We start from the raw sequence: 21,247 nt of genomic DNA, 5'->3' as shown, positions 1-21,247 counted from the left end.
AACTGGCGATGACTACCGCGCCCAAGAACATGACCGACGCGATCATCCGGGACGTGACGTTGTACAGCGGCGGGCAATGGCTGACCGGCCGCGACGTCGTCGTCTCGAATGGGGTGGTCGAATCGATCGAGAAGTCGACCGGCACCGCCACACCTGGAAGTGTGGACGGATCGGGGGCGTATCTGATCCCTGGGTTCGTCAACACCCATACGCACCTTCAGCAGTCACTGATGCGTGGGATCGCCGAAGGGACACCGCTTCTCGAATGGCTACTCGCGGTCGCAGAAGAGTCGGTTCAGATCACGCCGGAGCGCGCATACACGGCCACTGTCGCAGCCTCGCTGGAGGCATTGCGCAGCGGTACGACGACCCTGGTCGAACACATGTGGCCGCACCCGTCCAGCGAGGTTCACGACGCTGTGATCCGGGCGTTGCACGACACCGGGATTCGTGCGGTGCTGGGACGCGGAACCGCAGACCGGGCGGACAAGACGAGGAAGTGGGGCTTCGATCCGCGGCTCATGCAACCACTCGGAGATGTTCTCGCACATACGGATCAGATGATGCGCGACGTCGCCGGTTCCCGCATTGACGTGGCAGTCGCGGTACCCAACCCACGTTCGCTGACCCCGGACGGGATGTCGGAAGTGCGTGAGTTCGCGCAGGCTCGCGACCTCACGGTCTCGATTCACCTGCTCGAGACGCAGACCGACAACACGATGTGTACCGAACACGCGGGCATGAACGCGGTCGACTACCTCGATTCCCATGGGTTCTTGTGGGACCGGGTGCTGGCGGTCCACTGCGTCGAACTCGACGACCGTGGTCAGAAGGTGCTGGCGGAGCGCGGCGTCGGAGTGTCGTACAACCCCGTCAGCAACATGCGCCTCGGTAGCGGAATCGCGCCCGTCCCGAGTTTCCTCGACGCGGGGATCGGGGTGGGGTTGGGTGTGGACGGCGCAGCCAGCAACGACACTCAGGACATGCTCGAGACGCTGCGCACCGGCGCCTACGTGCAGCGAGCCGCGCGCGGCCGCGCCGACCTGTTCGGCTTCGAAGCCATGATCGACATCGCATCCGGCGGTGCAAACGCAGCACTCGGTCTGCCGGCCAGGTCTGGCGGGATCTCCGTGGGCGATCCCGCCGACCTCACCATGATTCGGTTCGAACGCGACTTCGGTTGCCTCCCGGTGCGAGATCCGGGCGCGTCCATTCTCACGACGGGCAGTCGTCAGATCGTGGACACGGTGTTGGTTGCGGGCGAGGTCGTGCTCCGCGACGGGCACTCCACTCGCGTCGACGAGGCGGAATTGATCCGGACGCTCAGCGCTTTGTGACTGTGCTCAGTCTTCGCTGATCTCCATCTCGATCAGGACGCGGCGCAACAGCTTTCCGGTGGCGTTGCGGGGAAGTTCGTCGATGAAGACGATCTCGCGGGGAACCTTGTAGCGCGCGAGATTCGACCGGACGTGATCCTTCAGCTCGTCGGAGTTCTGGTCGGCGCCGTGGGCGACGACGACAAACGCTCGCAGGCGGTGCCCGAAGTCGGCGTCCTCGACTCCGATGACTGCCGCTTCCAAGACGTCCTCGCGATCGGCGAGCAGGTTCTCGACTTCGAGCGGGTAGACGTTCTCGCCACCGGAGACGATCATGTCGTCGTCGCGGCCGTCGACGAAGAGGAGGCCGTTGGCGTCGAAGTGTCCGACGTCGCCGGTCGAGAGAAGTCCGTCGATACGTTCCTTGTCACGCCCGTCGGTGTATCCCTCGAAGCTCAGCCCGCTGGCGACGAAGATTCTGCCGATCGTGTGTGGGGTGGTGATCTTCTTGTTGTTCTCGTCGAACAGTTCGACGTGACAGGTCACCGGCGCGCGGCCCGCGGTTCCCGGCGCAATGGTCAGATCCTCGGGAGTCGCGACTGTTGCCACCGCGACCTCGGTGGATCCGTACAGGTTGTAGAGGACGTAGCCGAACGAGGCCGTGACTCGCTTGCACAGGTCGGGTGAGAGTGACGAACCTGCCGAGAAGATGATCTTCAGGTTCGACGTGTCGTACTTGGACAGCACGTCGGGACCGAGGTCGATGATGCGAGTGAGCATCGTCGGGACCACGACCAGACTGTCGCACTTGTATTGTGCGACAAGTTTGATCGTGTTCTCCGGGTCGAACTTTCGATGCATGACGACGGTCTGGCCGAGCGCCAACGCGAGAGCGAACTGCGAGACGCCGGTTCCGTGGAAGGCAGGGGCCGCCATCATCATGGTCTGTCCGCGGCGCAACGGCACGCGGTCGAGGAACTGCGCCGACGCGAGAGGGGAGGTGTGGCCACGCGGCGCACCCTTGGGAGTTCCCGTTGTGCCGCTGGTGAGGAGGACGAAGCCACCGTTCTTCTCGGGTGCCGGCACCGACGACGTGGTGCGTCCGGCGATGGCCTCGTCGAGAGTAGCTGCCGTGGAACCGTCCGCGGCCGTGCCCTCTGGCCAGGAACGATAGACGACGACGTCGTCCGGCAAGGCATCGGCGATGTCCGCGAACTCGTCGTCGTAGACGAAGGCGACCACCTTCTCACGCGCGGCGACGTCCACGAGTTGGGGCCGTGCGAAACCTGTGTTCATGAGAACGAGCTTTGTTCCGTTCTTCGCTGCCGCCAGCATGGTCAGGACCAAGCCTCGATGGTTACGGCACATCGCACCCATGACGGAGTCGGACGTGATGCCGTCGGCCTGCCACGCCCGGACCAACGCGTTGCTCTGACGCTCTAGCTCGGCATAGGTGATGGGTCCGCGCTCGTCGATGATCGCCACCGCGTCGTAGCCGTTCTCGGCGTGTGCATGGACCGGCCCGGCAAAGGGTCCGTACTTGTCCACGGCTGCAATGGATTTGAGCCCGCGATCGAGGCGAGGGAACGGGACGAGTCCGGCTCGGAACATGACCCCCGCCGCGCCGATGGTGTCAGTGACCTTGGTGACCAATCCGGGCATACGTGAACCTCTTCCGAGCGTCGTTGTAGGACTGATTACACACTAATGGGCAATCAGGTTTCGGTGGTGAAGTTTCACGATGGCGACCGAGCAGTCCGCCCCGCCACCTCGAAAGGTGGCGGGGCGGAGTGTTTCGGGATCGGGTCTGTGCGACCGTCACTTCAATTCGACCGTCACTTCAGTTCGGCGGACGACTTTCCGAGCAGGCGGCGTGCGACGATCAGCTGCTGGATCTGCTGGGTGCCCTCGAAGATGTCGAGAATCTTCGAGTCGCGGCCCCACTTCTCGAGCAACGGGCGCTGCGAGTAGCCGTAAGTTCCGGCCAACTCGACTGCCTTGAGCGTCACGTCGGTGCCGGTGCGGCCGGCCTTCGCCTTGGACATGGACGCTTCGAGCGAGTTCGGCTTCTTGTTGTCCGCCATCCACGCCGCGCGCAGAGACAGCAGGTACGCGGCCTCCCAGTCGGCTTCCAAACGGATGAACTCGGCTGCAGCTGCATGCTGGTTGTAGACCGGTGTGTCGTAGGAGATCTCGACACCGGCTTCGGTCAGGATGCCGCGCAGTTCTTCGAGAGCCGCGCGTCCGACGCCGACGGCCATGGCTGCAACGAGGGGCCGGGTGTTGTCGAACGTCTGCATGACGCCGGCAAAGCCCTGCTCGACGTTGACCTCCGGGCTGCCGAGAATGTTGTCCGCGGGAATGCGGCAATCCTGGAGCAGGAGTACTGCGGTGTCGGATGCCTTGATGCCCAGCTTGTGCTCGAGGCGAGCAACGCTCAGGCCCGGTGCGTCACGCGGAACGACGAACGACTTGATGGCCGCTCGGCCCTTCGACTTGTCGACCGACGCCCACACGACGATGTGCGTCGAACGCTCACCGGCGGTGACGAAGATCTTCTCGCCGTTGAGAACCCACTCGTCGCCGTCGAGAACGGCGGTGGTGGTCACTGCGGCGGAGTCGGAACCGAAGCTCGGTTCGGTGATGGCCATCGAGGCCCACACCTTGCCGAAACGTTCGAGCTGTTCGTCGGTGGACACTGCGGCGATCGCGGCGTTGCCGAGCCCCTGGTAGGGGATCGAGAGCATGAGTCCGACGTCGCCCCAAGATGTTTCGAGCGAGTTGAGGAGCGCAGACATGTTGCCGCCGTTGGCGTTGCCACCCTTGGCGCTCGCGTCGGACCGTCCGCCGCTGGCACCGCCGATGTCTCCACCGGAATCGGAGAGGCCTTCGACCATGGCGGCCATGGTGTCGAGCTCGACGGGGTACTCGTGCTCAGCGAGATCGTACTTACGCGAAATGGGTCGGAAGATCTGCGCCGCGACCTGATGTGCCTGGTTCGCTGATGCTTTGAGCTTCTTGGGAAGTTCGAGGTTGATCATCGTGGTTCTCCTGGAAGTTCAGCGGCGTCAGATGAGGACGATGCCCTCGGCAACGCCGATGGCACGGAGGTCGCGGTACCAGCGCTCGACCGGGTGTTCCTTGGTGAACCCGTGTCCACCGAGGAGTTGCACACCGTCGAGGCCGATCTGCATGCCCTTCTCGGAAGCCAGCTTCCGGGCCAGAGCGGATTCGCGAGCGAAGGACAAGCCTTGCTCGGCGCGTGAAGCGCCGCGAAGCGTGACCAGACGCAGTCCGTCGAGTTCGATGCCGATGTTGGCGACCATGAAGGCAACCGCCTGGCGGTGGCTGATCGGCTCGCCGAACGCTTCGCGCTCGTTGACGTACGGAATCACGTAGTCGAGAACTGCCTGGCTGGTGCCGACGGCCATGGACGCCCAACCGAGGCGAGCCAGGCGAATCGCGTCGGCGTATTCGGCCTTGCGCTGCTCGGCGTCACCGTCGCCGAGCAGTGCGGACTCCGACACAGCGACGTCGGTGAGGATCAGGCGACCCAGGCCGGCGGCGCGCAGACCCATGCTGGGATCTGCTTCGACGACGAGTCCCTTGGTGTCGGATTCGACGATGAAGAAGGACGGCTTGCCGTCGAGTTCTGCGGCGATGACGAAGAGTTCGGACGTAGCCGCGGCGGGCACCAAGCTCTTGACGCCGTTGAGCTTGTAGCCGCTGGGGGAGCGCACTGCCTTGGTCTGCAGGGCAAACGGATCGAACAGTGCGCGTGGTTCGTTGACCACCACTGCTGCGCCGGGGACCTGCTCGCCGGTGAAGGCCGGAAGGTAGGTCTTCTGCTGCGCGTCGGTGCCCCACTGCGTCAGTGCAACTGCAACACCGCTCGGTGCGAGGATCGGAAGTGCAAGTCCCATGTCCCCGTGCGCAAGTGCCTCGGCAACAAGAGAATTGGTGACTGCGCCGCGATCGGCGGCTGCTCCGTCGAGTTCTTCGGGAACGTTGATCAGCGTGATACCGAGCTCGGCCGCGCGCTTGGAGAGATCGGCGGGGGCCTGAGCTGCGCCGTCGGCGTCGTAGGCCGCGGGACGCAGGATTTCGGCCGCGAACTCACGCACCGTCTCGACGATCATCTTCTGGTCGTCGTCCGGGGTGAGATCGAAGTAGTCGGCGTTCTTGCTCGGGTTGTCGGGCAGGCGCTTGGGTGCACCGTTGCCCGAAACCTTCTGGAATCCTCGAGTGGCGGCACCCAGGGTTTTGAAGCCCGTCTTGGTGCCCTCGTAGGTCACGCGATCGATGGTCTGACGCAGATTGAACTTCTCGGCCAGTTCCGAACCGGTGATCTTGGTAAGCACACGCATGGCTGCGCCCATGGCGTCGCGTTTGATCGGGTTCAGGCCGACGGCGGACGTGTCGCGGGGCGCACCCTTGGCGCCGCCGCGCTGCGCGCCCGATTCGCTGCGCTGAGCGCTCTTGTCGGGGGCAACACTGTCTTGCTTGGTCATGATCACCAGCTGTTTCTCGGTGTTGGGGCGTTGGACGATTTTTATCTTACTCATCAGTAAGGTCTGTTGTCGAGAAACCGCGAAATGATGCGCGTCATAGGCTCGAGGGGTGAGCCGGACAGAGGTGCCAGATCGGATACAGCGATATATGCGCTACGCGCCGTTGGTGGTGGTCCCGTGCCTGTTGATCGCCAGCACGTATCCGGGGGAGTATCGAGTTCCCGTCACCTACTGGATACTGTCGATGCTGTCGGCGCTCGCCTTCGTCGCCGGCCGTCGATGGCCGGTCTTCGCGTCCCTGGCCATCTCGGCGCTCGCGGTTCCGATGTTCGTCGCCGACGCCTGGGGGCTGTCCGAACTTGTTCCGTATCTCGGGGCTGTCGCCGTCGTCGACGTCACGATGCGGGCCGAGCGCAGAGAAATGGTTGCCGTATCGGCAGCAGGATGGTGCGGTTCGGTGCTCGCGGGGATCTGGTTCGAATCTCACGAAGCATTCTTCTCTGTCACCACGGCTGTGAAAGTGCTTGCGTACGTGGGGTTGCCACTGCTGCTCGGACTGTATCTGCGCTCGCAGCGTGAATTGGCCGCGAACAATCTTGCGCAGACCCGCGCTGCGGAGCGCAGTGCGCTCGCCCGCGAACTGCACGACCTGGTTGCACACCACATGGCATCGATCGTCCTGAGAATCGGCGTGGCTCAACATGTCTTGGCGCCCCAGGACGAGGCCGTGCGTGAGGTCCTCGCGGATGTGCGTGCGACGGCGTCGGATGCGTTGGCCGATATCCGTCGGCTTCTGGTCGCACTTCGTGATCCTTCGCTCGGTGAGGTCGCTCTGGTCGAGCCGGATGCCGTAGACGCGGAAATCGGGGCGGCGATAGATCGTGTGCGTGCGGCGGGTTTCGAGGTGCAGTCGGTCTTCGATACCCAGGAGAATGTCGAGTCAGGCGCAGCCGATCTCGATGCAATCGGGAGGCTGACGTTGTTGCGGGTGATTCAGGAATCACTGACCAACGTCATGAAGCATGGCGACAAGAAGGGGCTGGTATCGGTCTCGGTCGGTCGCGATGACAACCGGGTGCATGTCAGGGTTGTCAACGACGTCGAAGGATCGCCCCGGAATGCAGGTCATGGCCTGGTGGGAATGCAGGAGCGCGCGGAGTTGGTCGGCGGCGAGATGACCGCCGGCACGAACAGTGACGGGAAATGGGAAGTGCACGTGAGTATTCCACTGGTTGTCTCGGGCGGTGTCTCGTGATCAGCGTGCTGATCGTCGACGACCAGCGACTGGTGCGCGCCGGTTTGCGGATGCTGTGCGCGGCAGCCGAGGACATGGCCGTGGCCGGTGAGGCGTCGAACGGCGTCGAGGCGGTGGCACTCGCTGCCGAATTGGATCCCGACGTGATTCTGATGGACTTGAGAATGCCCGGGCTGGACGGGATCGGTGCCACGCAGCAGATCGTCAAGGCCGGTCGACGAGCGCGCATTCTCGTGTTGACCACCTTCGACGACGACGATCATCTGTATCCCGCACTCGCCGCGGGGGCTTCGGGGTTCTTCGTCAAGGACACCGAACCCGCCGAGCTGCTCGGTGCCATTCGGCGGATCGCCGAGGGCGAGATGGTGTTCACTCCGGAACTTCTCCGCCGCGTTGTGGATCGAGCGGTGATCGGTGGTATCGCAGACACTGCGGTGACAGAGAGCGTTCCGCTGACCGATCGCGAATCGCAGGTCCTCGCACTGGTGGCAGAAGGGAAGAGCAATCAGGAGATCGCGGACACGCTGCATCTGGGTGTGACCACGGTGAAGACGCACGTGGCGAACCTGATGTCGAAGACCGGTTGCGACAATCGGGTTCGCCTCGCTGTGTACTACTTGCAGAACTTTCAGTGACCGGAGTGCGAACCAGGCATCGGCATGTCCATCGGCATGTCCATCTGCATCGGAGCCGCCTTCTGTCCCGGTTCGAGGACGAGGAATTGGCCCATCATCCCTTGGTCCTCGTGCATCAGCAGGTGGCAGTGGAACATGTACGGGAACGTGGGATCGGTGTACTCGGACCACTGCAGTGCGACGCGAACCCTGCTGCCCGGCGGTGTGTAGACGGTGTCCTTGAGTCCGCGCAAGTGCGGCGGGGGAGTGCGACCGTCGACGTCGAGGATCTGGAACTGTACGTCGTGGACATGGAAATTGTGTGGCCAGTTGTCCTTGTTGGTGATCGTCCACACCTCGGTCGCGCCGACCTCCGCCTCGAAGTCGATGCGGTTCATGTCCATTCGTTGCCCGTTGATCATGTACCACTGCAGATCGAAGGTTCGGGAAACGCTTGCCTTCGACGGATCGAGACGCGGCAGTGCGGCCAACTGCGCCGGGAGAGTCGACCGTGACGCGCGGCTGGCAACCCCCCGCAGCTCGATGATGTCGAAGCGGTCGTTCATGCCGAAGTTCTCGGCGTCGGAGGAACTCACGCCACCGCCGTCCTCGATCGGGAACGACACCAGTGTGGTCGTCGCACCGGGGTCGACGCGAACCACGATCTCGGCTCGTTCGCCGGGGCTGAGCTGAATCCGCTTGATCGCAATCGGTGATTCGAGCAGTCCGCCGTCGGTGGCAATCAGATCGAACGTGCGGTCGTCGGGGAACCCCAGGTTGTAGAGACGGCCGGAAGAGCCGTTCAGGATGCGCAACCGGACGACCCCGGTGGCGACGTCGAGGTAGGCGTCGGAGATGCCGTTGGTGACGATCGTGTCGCCGAGCAGGCCGATGTCGGTCGGATCTGATTCGTCGAAGCTGCCGTCGGCGAGGAATCGACGATCCTGGATTATCAGCGGAACATCGTCGACACCATAGGTTTTGGGGATGTCCAACGCCCGGGTGTCGGCATCGTCGATCAGGAACAGTCCGGCAAGACCGCGCTGCACGTGCCGTTCGGTGGATCCGTGCGGGTGTGGGTGATACCACAGCGTCGACGCCGGCTGACCGATCGTCCACGCCGGTTCCCAGCGTCCGCCGGCTTCGATGGTCTGGTGCGGGCCACCGTCGTATCTGGCGGGCAGATGCATGCCGTGCCAATGGACGGTCGTAGGCTCTGCCAGTGTGTTGTCGATCGTGAATGCGACAGATTCTCCGCGTTCGGCGCGGACGGTCGGCCCCAGAATGGATCCGTTGAAACCCCAAGTGTCGGTGAGTTTTCCCGCGACGATCTCGGTGGTCCCGGCACCGGCACGAAGTGTGAAGTGGCGAACACCAGCGTCGTCGACGGTGGATTCGGCAAGCGGCGGAATCGGTAGCGGACGCGAAGTTCCGGCCACCGCCAACGTGGCGCTCTTCGCTGCCGGGTCGGCGCCGCAGCCCACCGCGAGCCCGAGGGGCGCTGCGGCCAGACCGAACAGAATCGTGCGCCTGGAAATCCGGTTCATCGTTCTCCTGGAAGTAGTGCGTGATCAACTACTTCCAGTCAACGGGCCGAGATGTCGGGCCGAATCCTGCCGACGGGCCGGTCGGAACTCCTCCCTCGGACCCTTGCGGCGGGTGGGATGTTCTGGTACCCGGGTGGTTACCGCAGGCGGGCCAGAACGTCTTCGTGCAGCAGTCCGTTGGTGGCGACCGCGCTGCCGCCGTGCGGACCTGCGCCGCCGTCCAGATCGGTGAACGCGCCGCCGGCCTCACGGACCAATACGTCGAGCGCTGCCAGATCCCACAGGGAAACCTCGGGTTCGGCAGCAATGTCGACGGCGCCTTCGGCCACGAGGCAGTAGGAGAAGAAGTCCCCGTAACCGCGCACGCGCCATACGTGGTCGGTGAGTTCGACGAACTGATCGCGAATTCCGCGGTCCTTCCACCCCGAGAGGCTCGAGAAGCTCAGGCTCGCCGATTCGCTGCGATCGACGGCGGATACCTGGATCGCCCGAGCGTCACCGTCTCCGAAAGACGTATGTGCGCCCAAACCTGTTGCAGCCCACCATCGCCGATTCAGGGCGGGTGCGCTCACGACGCCGATAACGGGGACGCCGTCCTCGAGCAAGCTGATCAGCGTGGCCCACACCGGTACGTTGCGGACGAAGTTCTTGGTCCCGTCGATGGGGTCGACCACCCACTGCCTGCCCTCGAAGACTGCGTCGCCGCCGAATTCTTCGCCCAGTACGGAATCCTCCGGTCGGTGCTCACCGAGTGTCGCGCGCACTGCACGCTCGACAGCGAGGTCGGCGTCGGAGACAGGGGTGAGGTCCGGCTTGTCGTCGACTCGAAGATCGAGCGCACCGAAGCGGGCGCGAGTGATCGCGTCAGCCTCGTCGGCGATACGGAGGGCGAGTGCGAGGTCGGATGCGCGATCGGTCACGGATACACAACCTACCGGCTCAAACGGGGAAGACTTCGTTCAGCTTTCCGGTGGCGACGTCGAAGACGAATCCGCGTAGGGAGGTCGTCGCGGTGACGAACGGACTGTTCTCGATGCGCTTCAACGACTGACGGACGTCCTCGTCGATGTCGGGGAACGATTCGGCAGCCCAGTTGGGTTTGATGCCGATCTCGTCCTGGATGGATCGCTTGAAGTCGTCGTCGGTGAACGTCAGCATTCCGCAGTCGGTGTGGTGGATGAGGATGATCTCGGTAGTTCCCAGCAGACGCTGGCTGATGGCGAGGGATCGGATCTCGTCGTCGGTGACGACTCCACCCGCATTGCGGATGACGTGCGATTCACCTTCCTGGATCCCCAGCACCCGATAGACGTCGATGCGGGCGTCCATGCAGGCGAGAACGGCAACGTGCTTGCTGGGTGGGAGGGGGAGCGGACCGGTGAACTGCTCGGCGTAGGCGGCGTTGTTCTGCAGGTATTCGTCGGTGACAGTCATCACTCCAGTAGGTTCCCTCGGACCCTGGTTGGCAAGGCTTCCAGTCGCGGTGATCCCAATAGGTGACGCACGGGGGAGCGGACAGGGTGACGCACAGCAGAGCCCAGGTCGGCACCCGGTAGCCTTGAGAACCGTGCATCCCGACGTAATTGCAGACCTGAACGCCCTCGACACCACCCTTCGCACCTGCGAATCGGTTGTGGACGTCGAGGAGCTGCGCCGACGCATCGACGAGCTCGAGCACCAGGCGGCCGACCCCGGTCTGTGGAACGACCAGGAACACGCCCAGCAGGTCACCAGCCAGCTCTCCCACGCCCAGGCGGAGCTTCGCCGCATCGTTGCACTGCGCGAGCGGCTCGACGAGATGCCGATCCTCTACGAACTGGCAGAAGACGAAGGCCCCGACGCGGTGGCAGATGCCGACGCCGAGCGGGCGAGCCTGCGTGACGACATCGCGGCGATGGAAGTCAAGACCATGCTGTCGGGCGAGTACGACGAGCGCGACGCACTCATCAACATCCGCTCCGGCGCCGGCGGAATCGACGCCGCAGACTGGGCCGAGATGCTCATGCGTATGTACATCCGCTGGGCAGAGAAGCACGACTACGGCGTCGAGGTCTACGACACGTCGTACGCCGAAGAAGCCGGACTCAAGAGCGCGACGTTCGCGATCAAGGGCCCGTACACCTACGGAACGCTGTCCGTCGAGATGGGCACCCACCGGCTCGTCCGAATCAGCCCGTTCGACAACCAGGGGCGTCGCCAGACGTCGTTCGCCGAGGTCGAGGTCCTGCCGGTCGTCGAGACGACCGACCACATCGAGATCAACGAGAACGACATCCGCGTCGACGTCTACCGCTCGTCCGGTCCGGGTGGTCAGTCCGTGAACACCACTGACTCCGCCGTTCGACTCACACACATCCCGACGGGAATCGTCGTCACCTGTCAGAACGAGAAGTCGCAGCTCCAGAACAAGGTGTCGGCGATGCGCGTCCTGCAGGCCAAGCTGCTCGCGGTCAAGCGTCAGGAAGAGCGCGCCGAGATGGATGCGCTCAAGGGCGACAGCGGCAGCTCGTGGGGCAACCAGATGCGTTCCTACGTTCTGCATCCGTACCAGATGGTCAAGGACCTGCGTACCGAGTACGAGGTCAACAACCCGTCGGCAGTGCTCGACGGCGACATCGACGGGTTCCTCGAGGCCGGCATCCGCTGGCGCATGAGCGAGAACCAGTCCGCATAGCGTTCGGATACCGAAAGGCACGATGACTTTACTTCGACCTGGGCAGAACCTGCTCGATTGGCTTCAAACCACCGGTTTGTCCGTCCTCATGACCGTGCTCGGCGCGATGATTCTCGCCCGGTTGGTCAGTTGGGGCGGCAACAAGGTCACCGACCAGATCGACTCCAACTATCAGTTGGGCGATGCGCTGGTTCGCTCCGAGGCGACCAAGCATCGCCACTCGGTCGCGCAGGTCATCACCTGGGTGGTCATCACGTTCATCTACGTGATCGCGACGCTGAAGGTTCTCGACCAACTGAATTTGCCGATCGGCAGTCTCGTGGCGCCGGCAACTGTTCTCGGTGCGGCGCTCGGTTTCGGTGCACAGCGCGTCGTGCAGGACATTCTTGCCGGTTTCTTCATCATCACCGAACGCCAGTACGGCTTCGGTGACACCGTCCGGCTTGCGATCACCGGCTCCTCCGACGACGCCGAAGGTGTCATCGAGGACGTGACCCTGCGCGTGACGCGGATGCGAAACTCCGACGGCGAGGTCATCACCGTTCCCAACGGCCAGATCGTGAAAGCGACCAACCTGTCCAAGGACTGGGCACGCGCCGTCATCGACGTTCCGGTTCCGGCGACTGCCGACCTCACCCGGGTCAACGAGGTACTTCGTCAGGTCGGAGTCGACGCGATGGCTGACCGTGGACTCAAGAAACTGCTGCTCGACGAGCCCACTGTCATGGGCGTCGAAAGCCTCGAGGTCGATCAGGTCAACGTGCGGATGGTTGCGCGCACGCTGCCTGGCAAACAATTCCAGGTCGGACGAGCACTTCGTGTCCGCGTCGCCGCGGCACTGCGACGTCAGGGGATCACGGTGTCACCGGATCTGCACACCGCACGGACCGAGGAGGCGAGCGAATGACCGATCAGGAACCGCGCCGCGGACTCGACCGCCTGATTCACCTGGACTGGCTTCCGTCACGGATCTTCGGTGGCCGGATGCGCACCTCGACGTTCATTCTCGTGGTCGCCTGGATCCTCACGTATCTGCTGCACACGTACCTCAATCCGGAAGAAACGGCAGAAAACCCGCCGCCGAGCGTCGACACGTCGCAGACCGAGCCGTACGTCGCGCCTTCGGTCAAACAACCGTCGACGACGACCCCCGTGCCGTCCTCGACCGAGCAGACGACCACCTCCGACGCTCCGTCCTCGGAATCGAGTACGGGCAGCTCCGGTTCTCCGACGCCGACTTCTGGTCCAGCGCCTGCTCCGGGAAACGCCGAACAGTCTGCGACCACAGTGCCGACGACTCCTGCGACGACGACCGTCCCGCAACCTGGCGCGGCAATGCAGGCACCGACGTCGGTGCCACAGTCACCTGCGACCACCGGTACCGGATAAGGACGAGGGTGCTCGCGCGTGGCGCCAAGGTCACCGTTAGATAACGGCTAGACTGGCTAGTTGTGATCAGCATGAAGAATGTGTCGAAGTCCTACAAGGCCTCCACCAGGCCGGCGCTCGACAAAGTCAGCGTGGAGGTGGAGAAGGGGGAGTTCGTCTTCCTCATCGGCCCCTCCGGCTCCGGCAAGTCGACGTTCATGCGGTTGCTGCTCAAGATGGAGTCGCCCACGTCCGGTGACATCGAGGTCGCGGATTTCCACGTCAACAAGTTGGCGGCCCGCCGCGTGCCGAAGCTTCGCCAAAGCATGGGTTGTGTTTTCCAGGACTTCCGCCTGCTTCAGCAGAAGACGGTGTCCGAGAACGTCGCCTTTGCGCTGGAAGTCATCGGCAAGCCCCGCAACGTCATCGCGCGCACTGTGCCCGAGGTTCTCGACATGGTCGGTCTGGCCGGCAAAGCCGATCGACTGCCCACCGAACTCTCCGGCGGTGAGCAGCAGCGCGTCGCCATCGCCCGCGCATTCGTGAACCGCCCGCTCGTGCTGCTCGCCGACGAGCCCACCGGCAACCTGGACCCCGAAACGAGCCAGGACATCATGTTGCTGCTCGAGCGGATCAACCGCACAGGCACCACCGTCGTGATGGCGACCCACGATCACCACATCGTCGACTCCATGCGTCGACGCGTCATCGAACTCGATCTCGGCAAGGTGACCAGAGACGAAGCGCGGGGTGTGTACGGCGTCGGCAGGTAGCGCCGACTACGACCACACGTCCCGTACGCCCACCGGTTGTCGTGAAACAACCGGCCTCTCGAAAAGGAATCGGATTCCCCGATGCGCGCCAGCTTTATTTTCAGCGAAGTCCTGACCGGCCTACGCCGCAACATCACGATGACCATCGCCATGATCTTGACGACGGCAATCTCCCTCGGTCTCTTCGGCGGTGGTCTGCTGGTCGTGCAGATGGCAGGCAAGACCCAGCAGATCTTCCTCGAACGTGTCGAGGTGCAGATCTTCCTGACCGACGACATCTCTTCGGCTGATCCTGGTTGCGAGCAGGAGATCTGCAGTTCGTTGCGCAAGGAACTCGAGCAGACTCCGTCCGTCGTCGCGGTTCAGTACCTCAACCGCGAAGACGCCGTGAAGGATGCCACCGAGCGCGTGTTCAAGGACCAGCCCGAGCTGGCAGCGCTGGTGAGCCCGGACAGCTTCCCGGCGTCGTTCAAGGTCAAGCTCAGTGACCCGGAGCGATTCGGTGTCATCAACGACACCTTCGGTTCGAGGCCCGGCGTCGAGAGTGTGCTCAATCAGCGCGAGTTGGTGGACCGACTGTTCAGCGTCCTCGGCGGCGTGCGCAACGCAGCGTTCGCGATCGCGATCGTCCAGGCGATCGCGGCCATCCTGCTGATCGCCAACATGGTCCAGATCGCCGCGTTCACGCGTCGTACCGAGGTCAACATCATGCGGTTGGTCGGCGCGACGCGGTGGTACACCCAGCTCCCGTTCCTCCTCGAAGCCGTCGTGGCGGCCTTGATCGGTGCGGTGCTCGCCATTGCCGGACTGTTCACGGCGAAGAACGTCTTCATCGACGGGGTCCTGTCCGATGTCTACGAAGCCAACATCGTGGCGCGGATCTCCAACAGTGACGTGCTGTTCGTCTCGCCGATCCTCGTGCTTGCCGGCGTCGGAATGGCCGCGGTGACGGCGTACGTGACACTGCGTCTGTACGTCCGCGAATAATCGGTTTGCACGAGCTTCTATGCTGGAACAGCAAGAACCATTCGACAGCAAGACAGCGGACTGAGAGGCCCGGACAGTGAAGGAAAAGGGCCGCAAGGTCATTGCGACCAATCGCAAAGCACGCCACAACTACACGATCATCGACACCTACGAGGCCGGAATCGCGCTCGTCGGGACCGAGGTCAAGAGTCTGCGTGAAGGCAAGGCGTCGCTCGTCGATGCGTTCGCCACCGTGGACAACGGCGAAGTGTGGTTGCGCTCGTTGCACATTCCGGAGTACACGCAAGGCACGTGGAACAACCACTCACCGCGCCGCACCCGAAAGCTCCTGCTGCACAAGCGTGAGATCGAGCACCTCGTCGGCAAGACCCGCGAGGGAAACCAGACACTGGTTCCGCTCTCGATGTACTTCAACGACGGCAAGGTCAAGGTCGAACTCGCGCTGGCAAAGGGTAAGCAGGACTACGACAAGCGCCAGGACATGGCCAAGCGGACCGCCGAGCGCGAGGTGACCCGCGAGCTCGGTCGTCGTATCAAGGGCATGCGCTGACCTCCATCCTGCTTGCCCTCGTGGCGGCAGTTGCCTACGGAGTCAGCGACTTCGTCGGGGGAGTTGCATCACGACGAGTTGCCGCACTGCGCGTGGTGATCGTCTCGTATCCGCTCTCGCTCGTCATCGTTCTGATCGCAGCACCTTTCGTATCCGGGACGCTGACGCTGAACGGTTTGATCTGGGGCGCGATCGCGGGCGTCACGAGTGGTCTGGCGGTGTGGTGGTTCTATCTCGCGCTGGCAACTGGCCCAATGTCGGTGGTCTCGCCGCTGACAGCTGTTCTGGTGGCGGGTATTCCGGTCCTCGTCGGATTCGCTTTCGGTGAGCGGCCGGGGTTGATCGCGTACCTGGGTATTGCCGTCGCGCTGGTCGCCGTCGTCCTGGTCAGCCGCGAGTCGCCTGACGACACCGCGGGTGAGGTTGCCGGCGGAATCACTCTCCGCTTCACCAGGCAAGTGGCGCTTCTGACCGTCGGAAGCGGTGGCGCATTTGCTCTCTCGTTCATCGCACTTCACCAGATCGGCGAGGGCAGCGGGCTGTGGGCGTTGGCCGTATCTCGCGGCGCCGCGACCGTCGTGGTGTGGTTGGTCGCGCTGGCGGCCGGTCACTTCGTTCTCCCACGAGGCGAGCCACTCAAACTCGCGGTGTACGTCAGCGTCCTCGACGTCGTCGCGAACGGGACGATGATCTACGCCTTCCAAGGCGGAATGCTCTCACTGGTCAGCGTGATCGGTTCGCTGTATCCGGCTGCGACGGTTCTGCTCGCCATGGTGATGCTGGGCGAGCGAGTAAGCCGCGTGCAACAAGCGGGAATGCTGTTGGCGCTGGCGGCAGTCGGCATGATTGCCGTCGCGGGCGCCTAGATTCTTTCGAGTTCCAGCGTTTTCAGTCCTAGTGTTTCAGCCGCGTCTGTCGGCCGGCGCTGCGCGTAGGTGAACACGCTCGCCCTGTTTCCCGAAGAGACTGATCGCCTCCGCAGGTCGGCCGTCGGCAGCGCTGATGCGGTGCGGAATGTGGGTGTCGAACTCGGCGGCCTCACCTGCCCCCATGATGAAATCTCGGTCGCCGAGTTGGAGTCGGATGCGCCCGGACAGAACGTAGACCCACTCGTAGCCCTCGTGGGATCCCGGTTCGCGATCGTCGTCGGTGGGGGAGATGATCATCTTGTAGGCCTGGAGGTTGCCGGGCTGACTGGTCAGCGGAATGACCGTCATACATCCGACCGTTCGCGGTTCTTCTCGAACGCGGGGGTCCTTGATCTTGCTGTTCACCAGGTCGTCCAACGGGACGCCGTGTGCCTTGGCGATCGGCAGCAGCAACTCCAAGTTGGCTCGGCGAGTACCGGATTCGAGTCTCGAGAGTGTGCTTACGCTGATGTCGGTGGTCTCCGACAGGTCGGCCAGGGTCATGTCGGACTGCTGGCGCAACGCACGTAGGCGAGGGCCGATGCCGGCTAGAACGGCTTCGAACGATGTTTCGGTCATGGATCTATTTTGCCAAAGCGGCAACAGTGTTTGTCAAGAACGCGGTCTCTTGTCATTCTGGATTCATGACGCAGAACTCATTCGACGTAGCAGTAATCGGAGCCGGCGCGGCAGGGCTGAACGCCGCACTCATCCTTGGTCAGGCACGCAGGTCCGTGATCGTCTTCGACAACGGATCACCACGGAACGCGGCCGCCGATCACATGAACGGATTCCTCTCCCGCGACGGCATGAACCCCGCCGAATTGTTGACCATCGGCCGAGGTGAGGTCCGCAAATTCGGCGGCGAGTTCCATGACGGCACCGTTGTCTCCGTGACACGGGACGGCGAGAAGTTCTCGGTAGAACTGGCTGACGGCAGCAAGATTCAGGTGCGCAAGGTCCTCGTTGCAACGGGTCTGACGGACCGCCTGCCGGACGAACTCGAAGTCTTCGGCGAGCGTTGGGGCCGCGACGTGTTGCACTGCCCGTACTGCCACGGGTACAGCGTGCGCGATCAGCCGCTTGGCGTGATCGCCAAGAGCGCGGAATTTGCGATGCACCAGGCCCTCATGGTTCGCCAGTGGTCCGACGACGTAGTTCTCTTCCTCCATCGAATCACCGAACTGAGTTCCGAAGATCGGGAAAAGCTTGCAGCTCGCGATATTTCGATCGTCGAGGGTGAGGTCGCTGGTCCCGTCGTCGAGGATGATCGGTTGGTGGGCGTGCGGTTGGCAGACGGCACTGTGGTCGCGCGTTCGGCGGTCTTTGTCGGTGGCGCTCTCACGATGGACCCCAACGATGCGATCTTGCGCGCATTCGGCGCGCAGCGCGCTGAGACGATGATGGGCGATTTCGTCACAGTCGACATGATGGGGGCGACGAGCGTGCCCGGCGTGTTCGCTGCGGGCAACGTCGTCGACCCGGGTGCCCAGGTCATCATGGCCGCAGCCGCCGGGGCGAAGGCTGGAGCGGGGATCAACATGATGTTGACCAACGACGACCTCGAGGTTGCACTGGCGCTTCGCAGTTGAATTGTGCGTAGCGTGGGGTGATGGACGCAGTGAGAGTGTTGATCACGGGTGCGACCGGATACATCGGCGGACGTCTTGCCCCTCGTCTGGTCGAAGAGGGCCATCTAGTTCGAGTTGTGGTGCGCAGCCCGGAGAAACTACGCGATGTTCCCTGGCATGATTCCGTGGAGATCAAGCGTGGGGATCTGACCGACAGTGCCTCCCTCTCAGGTGTTTTCGACGATATCGACGTGGTCTACTACCTCGTTCACGCCATGGGCGGTGGAGGGTCGTTCTCGGATATCGACAAGCGAAGCGCGGAGAACGTCGCCGCCGCTGCCCGCGATGCGGGGGTGCGCCGGATCGTGTACCTGGGCGGGCTTCATCCGTCCGACCGAGAGTTGTCGACTCACTTGCAGTCTCGGCTCGAAGTCGGTCGGATCCTCCTCGACTCCGAGGTTCCGACCGTTGTATTTCAAGCTGGGGTGGTGATCGGATCGGGTTCGGCGTCCTTCGAAATGGTGCGCCACTTGACCAATCGGCTTCCGGTGATGACCACACCCAAGTGGGTGCACAACAACATTCAGCCGATCGCGGTGCGTGACGTACTCCACTATTTGATCGCAGCCGCGGCGACAACGCCGGAGGTCAACCGCGCCTTCGACATCGGTGGGCCAGATGTCATGCAGTACGGCGAGATGATGAACACCTACGCCGACGTCGCAGGATTGGTACGCCGACGCATCCTCGTCTTGCCCGTCCTCACCCCGCGTCTGGCAGGTCACTGGGTGGGATTGGTCACGCCGATCCCGCGGGGCTTGGCGATGCCACTGATCGAATCACTGCAGAACGACGCGGTGATGCACAACCACGACATCGACGACTTCATCCCGCCTCCGGCCGGTGGCCTCACACCGTACCGGGAAGCTGTGCGTTTGGCGCTTCGCAAGATCGAGACCGGTGAGGTGGAGACGGCGTGGTCCGGTGCGACGATCGCGGGAGCGCCGTCCGATCCTCTTCCGTCCGACCCGGACTGGGCAGGGGAGGCAGTTTACGTAGACCACCGCGAACGTGACTGTGCTGCGGATCCGAAAACCCTCTGGTCGGTCGTCGAGTCGATCGGCGGCGAGAATGGTTGGTATTCATTCCCTTTGGCGTGGGCCATCCGGGGGTGGATGGACCGCGCGGTCGGCGGGGTCGGACTGCGCCGGGGTAGGCGGGATCCACGTCGGCTCAACACCGGTGAAGCCCTGGACTTCTGGCGGGTCGAAGAAATCGATCGAGGCAAGTTGCTCCGATTGCGCGCCGAGATGAAGGTCCCGGGCGGAGCATGGTTGGAGTTGCGAGTGTCGGAAGGTCCGGCGGGTGCGGATGGACGGCCGGTGGGTTCGCATCTCGATCAGCGTGCGGTCTTCTTCCCTCGCGGGCTCGCCGGCCGGGCGTACTGGTACTCGATCCTGCCTTTCCACGGAGTGGTCTTCCAGGGGATGATCACCAACATCACCGGTGCTGCAGAGCGTGAGACCGCAGCAATCAGGGAATCAGCTGCGGCGCAGGACACGGAAAGTGCCGCCGATTAATTGGTATGACTTCCGAACTTCGGCGCGTTATAGTGAATAGCCCCACGAAAGACGCGGGGCACACACGGGGCTGAACGGTTTCGACTGCGTGTGTTGAGTTAGGGGAAGCGTGTCGGTGCAGGCAAGAGACCACCGTAAGCGTCGCTGCAAACCTATAAGCGCCGATTCCAATCAGCGCGACTACGCTCTCGCTGCCTAAGTAGCGAAGCGTGTCTGTCAGCCCGGGGTTGCCCTCGACCCGGTTCCTGGCATCAGCTAGAGGGCTTTACTGTTCGGCTCGGTCACGGAGTCGAATGGGACATCAAACAGTGACTGGGATCGTCATCCTGGCTTGTTCGCGAGACTGGGAGATCCAAGTAGAGACTTAGCGAACTGCACACGGAGAAGCCCTAGCGATTCAACGTAGGACCCGGGTTCAATTCCCGGCAGCTCCACAACAGGTCGGGCCTGAGAGCACACGCTCTCCGGCCCGACCTTTTTGCGGTCTTGCTGCGGCACTCTGCTGAGCGCCCGGGTCTTCTTGCGATCAGGAGCCGAAGAATCCCAGGTCGACCGAGCCGACGAAGCCGGGAGCTTCCTTGGCCAGCGGCTTACCGTCCAGATCGGCAGGCAATGCAACGCCCAGGCTTTGGAGGATGGTCGGCGTGATGTCGGCGATCGTGTACGCGTCGGTGGTCTTGCCGGCCGCGTATCCCGCACCGCGTGCAATGACGAATGTCGTTGCTTCCGCCGGCGTCTGGCCGCCGTGCCCTCCGGCAGGCTTGTGGCCGTGATCCGAAGTGACCAGAACCGTCCACTTCTCACCGGTCTTCGCTGCGCGTTGATCAACGGCATCGACAATCTTGCCCACCTGAGCGTCGACCGAGGCAATGGACTCTTCGTACGCAGCGCCGTTGGTCCCGCCGCTGTGCCCCGCGCCGTCCACCTGATCGAGTTGGGTGAAGATCAGGTCAGGTCCCTTGTCGGTGATGTCGCGGGCGACGGCTTCAGCGGTCGCACTATCGGTGGCCGCTCCGGAACCTGCATCGGCAGTGGTGACGACAACGTCGGCTTTCGGCGTGCCGCTGGATGCGATGTTGTCGATGCCGCCCCAGGTGGAGATCGACTCGGTGAGCAGAGAGGGCTGTGCAGTTTCCAACCGTGTGAACACGCTCGGGTACAGGTCGAAGCGGGCGCCTGCGTACGTGTTGTCCTTGACACCGTGCTTGGTGTCCCAGACTCCGGTCAGGATGGTCGACCACGACGGTCCGGAGATGGTGGTGTGGCCGAGGATGGAAGATTCTCCGCTGGTTCCTTCGGCGATCAGCTTCTGGAGACGGGGAGCGTCGGCGGTCTTGATGTGGCTGAGCATGGTGCCGTCGAGGCCGATGACAACTGTCTTCTCGGCGGCCGACGGATTGAGGTCGGACGATCCGGGAATTGCTGCAGCAGTTGCAGTTCCGGCAGCAACAGCGCCGGCGAGGAGGAGTGTGATAGCGGCTGAGGTGCGTGCGATTTTCTTGGTCACGCTAAAGATATTGCGATAGGACTAGACCAATTGCACTACCTGAATGCGAGGGTTGTCCGATTGTTCACGACGGATTCAGATTGGAC

The 21,247-nt window shown here is 63.2% G+C and carries 20 protein-coding genes and 1 other RNA gene; 13 read left to right on the top strand and 8 right to left on the bottom strand.

The genetic code is table 11. From position 1 onward, the window contains the following. Positions 1–8 precede the first annotated feature (8 nt). A complete protein-coding gene (locus tag CPI83_RS18095; protein ID WP_097388206.1) occupies positions 9–1,337 on the top strand; it encodes an amidohydrolase family protein in 1,329 nt (442 codons plus the stop codon). A gap of 6 nt (positions 1,338–1,343) precedes the next feature. On the opposite strand, the gene CPI83_RS18090 is transcribed toward CPI83_RS18095, so the two are convergent. The 3 genes from CPI83_RS18090 to CPI83_RS18080 form a co-directional block, all read right to left on the bottom strand. Then, on the bottom strand, positions 1,344–2,978 hold the full coding sequence (locus CPI83_RS18090; RefSeq protein ID WP_003942348.1) for an acyl-CoA synthetase: 1,635 nt from the start codon (positions 2,976–2,978) through the stop codon (positions 1,344–1,346). Positions 2,979–3,151: 173 nt separating this feature from the next. Beyond that, on the bottom strand, positions 3,152–4,357 hold the full coding sequence (locus CPI83_RS18085) for an acyl-CoA dehydrogenase family protein (protein ID WP_003942363.1): 1,206 nt from the start codon (positions 4,355–4,357) through the stop codon (positions 3,152–3,154). A gap of 27 nt (positions 4,358–4,384) precedes the next feature. After that, a complete protein-coding gene (locus CPI83_RS18080; RefSeq protein ID WP_029255064.1) occupies positions 4,385–5,833 on the bottom strand; it encodes an acyl-CoA dehydrogenase family protein in 1,449 nt (482 codons plus the stop codon). A 103-nt stretch (positions 5,834–5,936) separates the two neighbouring features. Between CPI83_RS18080 and CPI83_RS18075 the strand changes: the two genes are divergently transcribed. Together CPI83_RS18075 and CPI83_RS18070 are read left to right on the top strand one after the other, a co-directional pair. Then, positions 5,937–7,082 carry a histidine kinase gene (locus tag CPI83_RS18075; protein ID WP_019747844.1) on the top strand — a complete coding sequence of 382 codons (1,146 nt, stop codon included), beginning with the start codon at positions 5,937–5,939 and terminating at the stop codon, positions 7,080–7,082. Next, positions 7,079–7,717: a response regulator transcription factor gene (locus tag CPI83_RS18070; protein WP_097387524.1), complete on the top strand. Its 639-nt coding sequence runs from the start codon at positions 7,079–7,081 to the stop codon at positions 7,715–7,717. The genes CPI83_RS18075 and CPI83_RS18070 overlap by 4 nt, the downstream gene beginning before the upstream one ends. Here CPI83_RS18070 and CPI83_RS18065 read toward each other — a convergent pair. The 3 genes from CPI83_RS18065 to CPI83_RS18055 all read right to left on the bottom strand — a co-directional run bounded on the left by CPI83_RS18065 (position 7,711) and on the right by CPI83_RS18055 (position 10,677). After that, on the bottom strand, positions 7,711–9,243 hold the full coding sequence (locus CPI83_RS18065; RefSeq protein WP_097387523.1) for a multicopper oxidase domain-containing protein: 1,533 nt from the start codon (positions 9,241–9,243) through the stop codon (positions 7,711–7,713). The genes CPI83_RS18070 and CPI83_RS18065 overlap by 7 nt on opposite strands. A gap of 137 nt (positions 9,244–9,380) precedes the next feature. After that, positions 9,381–10,163: a histidinol-phosphatase gene (gene hisN, locus CPI83_RS18060; protein WP_020969256.1), complete on the bottom strand. Its 783-nt coding sequence runs from the start codon at positions 10,161–10,163 to the stop codon at positions 9,381–9,383. Positions 10,164–10,182: 19 nt separating this feature from the next. Beyond that, positions 10,183–10,677, bottom strand: coding sequence for a carbonic anhydrase (locus CPI83_RS18055; protein ID WP_097387522.1), 495 nt, complete (start codon positions 10,675–10,677; stop codon positions 10,183–10,185). Between the two features lie 133 nt (positions 10,678–10,810). On the opposite strand from CPI83_RS18055, the gene prfB reads away from it, so the two are divergent. The 7 genes from prfB (at position 10,811) to CPI83_RS18020 (ending at position 16,461) form a co-directional block, all read left to right on the top strand. Further along, positions 10,811–11,917 (top strand): peptide chain release factor 2, encoded by a 1,107-nt coding sequence (gene prfB / locus CPI83_RS18050; RefSeq protein ID WP_003942364.1) that lies wholly within the window; start codon positions 10,811–10,813, stop codon positions 11,915–11,917. A gap of 22 nt (positions 11,918–11,939) precedes the next feature. Continuing rightward, the gene (locus CPI83_RS18045) at positions 11,940–12,824 is read left to right on the top strand and encodes a mechanosensitive ion channel family protein (protein ID WP_019747849.1); all 885 of its coding nucleotides are present in this window, start codon (positions 11,940–11,942) and stop codon (positions 12,822–12,824) included. Then, positions 12,821–13,306 carry a hypothetical protein gene (locus CPI83_RS18040; RefSeq protein WP_021334337.1) on the top strand — a complete coding sequence of 162 codons (486 nt, stop codon included), beginning with the start codon at positions 12,821–12,823 and terminating at the stop codon, positions 13,304–13,306. The genes CPI83_RS18045 and CPI83_RS18040 overlap by 4 nt, the downstream gene beginning before the upstream one ends. Before the next feature lie 62 nt (positions 13,307–13,368). Beyond that, complete coding sequence (ftsE, locus tag CPI83_RS18035; protein ID WP_003942294.1) at positions 13,369–14,058, top strand: cell division ATP-binding protein FtsE; 690 nt, start codon at positions 13,369–13,371, stop codon at positions 14,056–14,058. Between the two features lie 81 nt (positions 14,059–14,139). After that, a complete protein-coding gene (gene ftsX / locus CPI83_RS18030) occupies positions 14,140–15,045 on the top strand; it encodes a permease-like cell division protein FtsX (RefSeq protein WP_003942367.1) in 906 nt (301 codons plus the stop codon). A gap of 76 nt (positions 15,046–15,121) precedes the next feature. Continuing rightward, positions 15,122–15,595 carry an SsrA-binding protein SmpB gene (gene smpB / locus CPI83_RS18025; RefSeq protein WP_003942330.1) on the top strand — a complete coding sequence of 158 codons (474 nt, stop codon included), beginning with the start codon at positions 15,122–15,124 and terminating at the stop codon, positions 15,593–15,595. Between the two features lie 8 nt (positions 15,596–15,603). Next, positions 15,604–16,461, top strand: a complete 858-nt coding sequence (locus CPI83_RS18020; protein WP_075832889.1) for a DMT family transporter — start codon at positions 15,604–15,606, stop codon at positions 16,459–16,461. Between the two features lie 36 nt (positions 16,462–16,497). On the opposite strand, the gene CPI83_RS18015 is transcribed toward CPI83_RS18020, so the two are convergent. Continuing rightward, positions 16,498–17,082, bottom strand: coding sequence for an XRE family transcriptional regulator (locus CPI83_RS18015; protein WP_007731290.1), 585 nt, complete (start codon positions 17,080–17,082; stop codon positions 16,498–16,500). Positions 17,083–17,147: 65 nt separating this feature from the next. Here CPI83_RS18015 and CPI83_RS18010 point away from each other — a divergent pair, with 65 nt between their 5' ends. From CPI83_RS18010 to ssrA, 3 genes are all read left to right on the top strand, one after another. Next, entirely contained in the window at positions 17,148–18,095 is a 948-nt protein-coding gene (locus CPI83_RS18010) for an NAD(P)/FAD-dependent oxidoreductase (RefSeq protein WP_060938676.1), read from the top strand. A gap of 20 nt (positions 18,096–18,115) precedes the next feature. Beyond that, positions 18,116–19,654 (top strand): SDR family oxidoreductase, encoded by a 1,539-nt coding sequence (locus tag CPI83_RS18005; RefSeq protein ID WP_060938636.1) that lies wholly within the window; start codon positions 18,116–18,118, stop codon positions 19,652–19,654. Between the two features lie 66 nt (positions 19,655–19,720). Continuing rightward, positions 19,721–20,091, top strand: a transfer-messenger RNA (tmRNA) gene (gene ssrA, locus CPI83_RS18000). Positions 20,092–20,180: 89 nt separating this feature from the next. On the opposite strand, the gene CPI83_RS17995 is transcribed toward ssrA, so the two are convergent. Beyond that, positions 20,181–21,161, bottom strand: a complete 981-nt coding sequence (locus CPI83_RS17995; RefSeq protein WP_042951448.1) for an alkaline phosphatase family protein — start codon at positions 21,159–21,161, stop codon at positions 20,181–20,183. Between the last annotated feature and the right edge of the window lie 86 nt (positions 21,162–21,247).

It is taken from the genome of Rhodococcus sp. H-CA8f (genome assembly GCF_002501585.1).
GTDB lineage: Bacteria > Actinomycetota > Actinomycetes > Mycobacteriales > Mycobacteriaceae > Rhodococcus_F > Rhodococcus_F erythropolis.
Note: the sequence above shows the minus strand (reverse complement) of the source record. Positions and strands in the feature narration are given on the sequence as shown.

What these genes read in the sequence shown, in the direction of transcription:
- CPI83_RS18095 (WP_097388206.1), top strand. Translation starts at nt 9, where the DNA reads ATGACTACCGCGCCCAAGAACATGACCGACGCGATCATCCGGGACGTG.
- CPI83_RS18090 (WP_003942348.1), bottom strand. Translation starts at nt 2,978, where the DNA reads ATGCCCGGATTGGTCACCAAGGTCACTGACACCATCGGCGCGGCGGGG.
- CPI83_RS18085 (WP_003942363.1), bottom strand. Translation starts at nt 4,357, where the DNA reads ATGATCAACCTCGAACTTCCCAAGAAGCTCAAAGCATCAGCGAACCAG.
- CPI83_RS18065 (WP_097387523.1), bottom strand. Translation starts at nt 9,243, where the DNA reads ATGAACCGGATTTCCAGGCGCACGATTCTGTTCGGTCTGGCCGCAGCG.
- CPI83_RS18055 (WP_097387522.1), bottom strand. Translation starts at nt 10,677, where the DNA reads ATGACTGTCACCGACGAATACCTGCAGAACAACGCCGCCTACGCCGAG.
- CPI83_RS18045 (WP_019747849.1), top strand. Translation starts at nt 11,940, where the DNA reads ATGACTTTACTTCGACCTGGGCAGAACCTGCTCGATTGGCTTCAAACC.
- CPI83_RS18040 (WP_021334337.1), top strand. Translation starts at nt 12,821, where the DNA reads ATGACCGATCAGGAACCGCGCCGCGGACTCGACCGCCTGATTCACCTG.
- ftsX (WP_003942367.1), top strand. Translation starts at nt 14,140, where the DNA reads ATGCGCGCCAGCTTTATTTTCAGCGAAGTCCTGACCGGCCTACGCCGC.
- CPI83_RS18015 (WP_007731290.1), bottom strand. Translation starts at nt 17,082, where the DNA reads ATGACCGAAACATCGTTCGAAGCCGTTCTAGCCGGCATCGGCCCTCGC.
- CPI83_RS18010 (WP_060938676.1), top strand. Translation starts at nt 17,148, where the DNA reads ATGACGCAGAACTCATTCGACGTAGCAGTAATCGGAGCCGGCGCGGCA.
- CPI83_RS18005 (WP_060938636.1), top strand. Translation starts at nt 18,116, where the DNA reads ATGGACGCAGTGAGAGTGTTGATCACGGGTGCGACCGGATACATCGGC.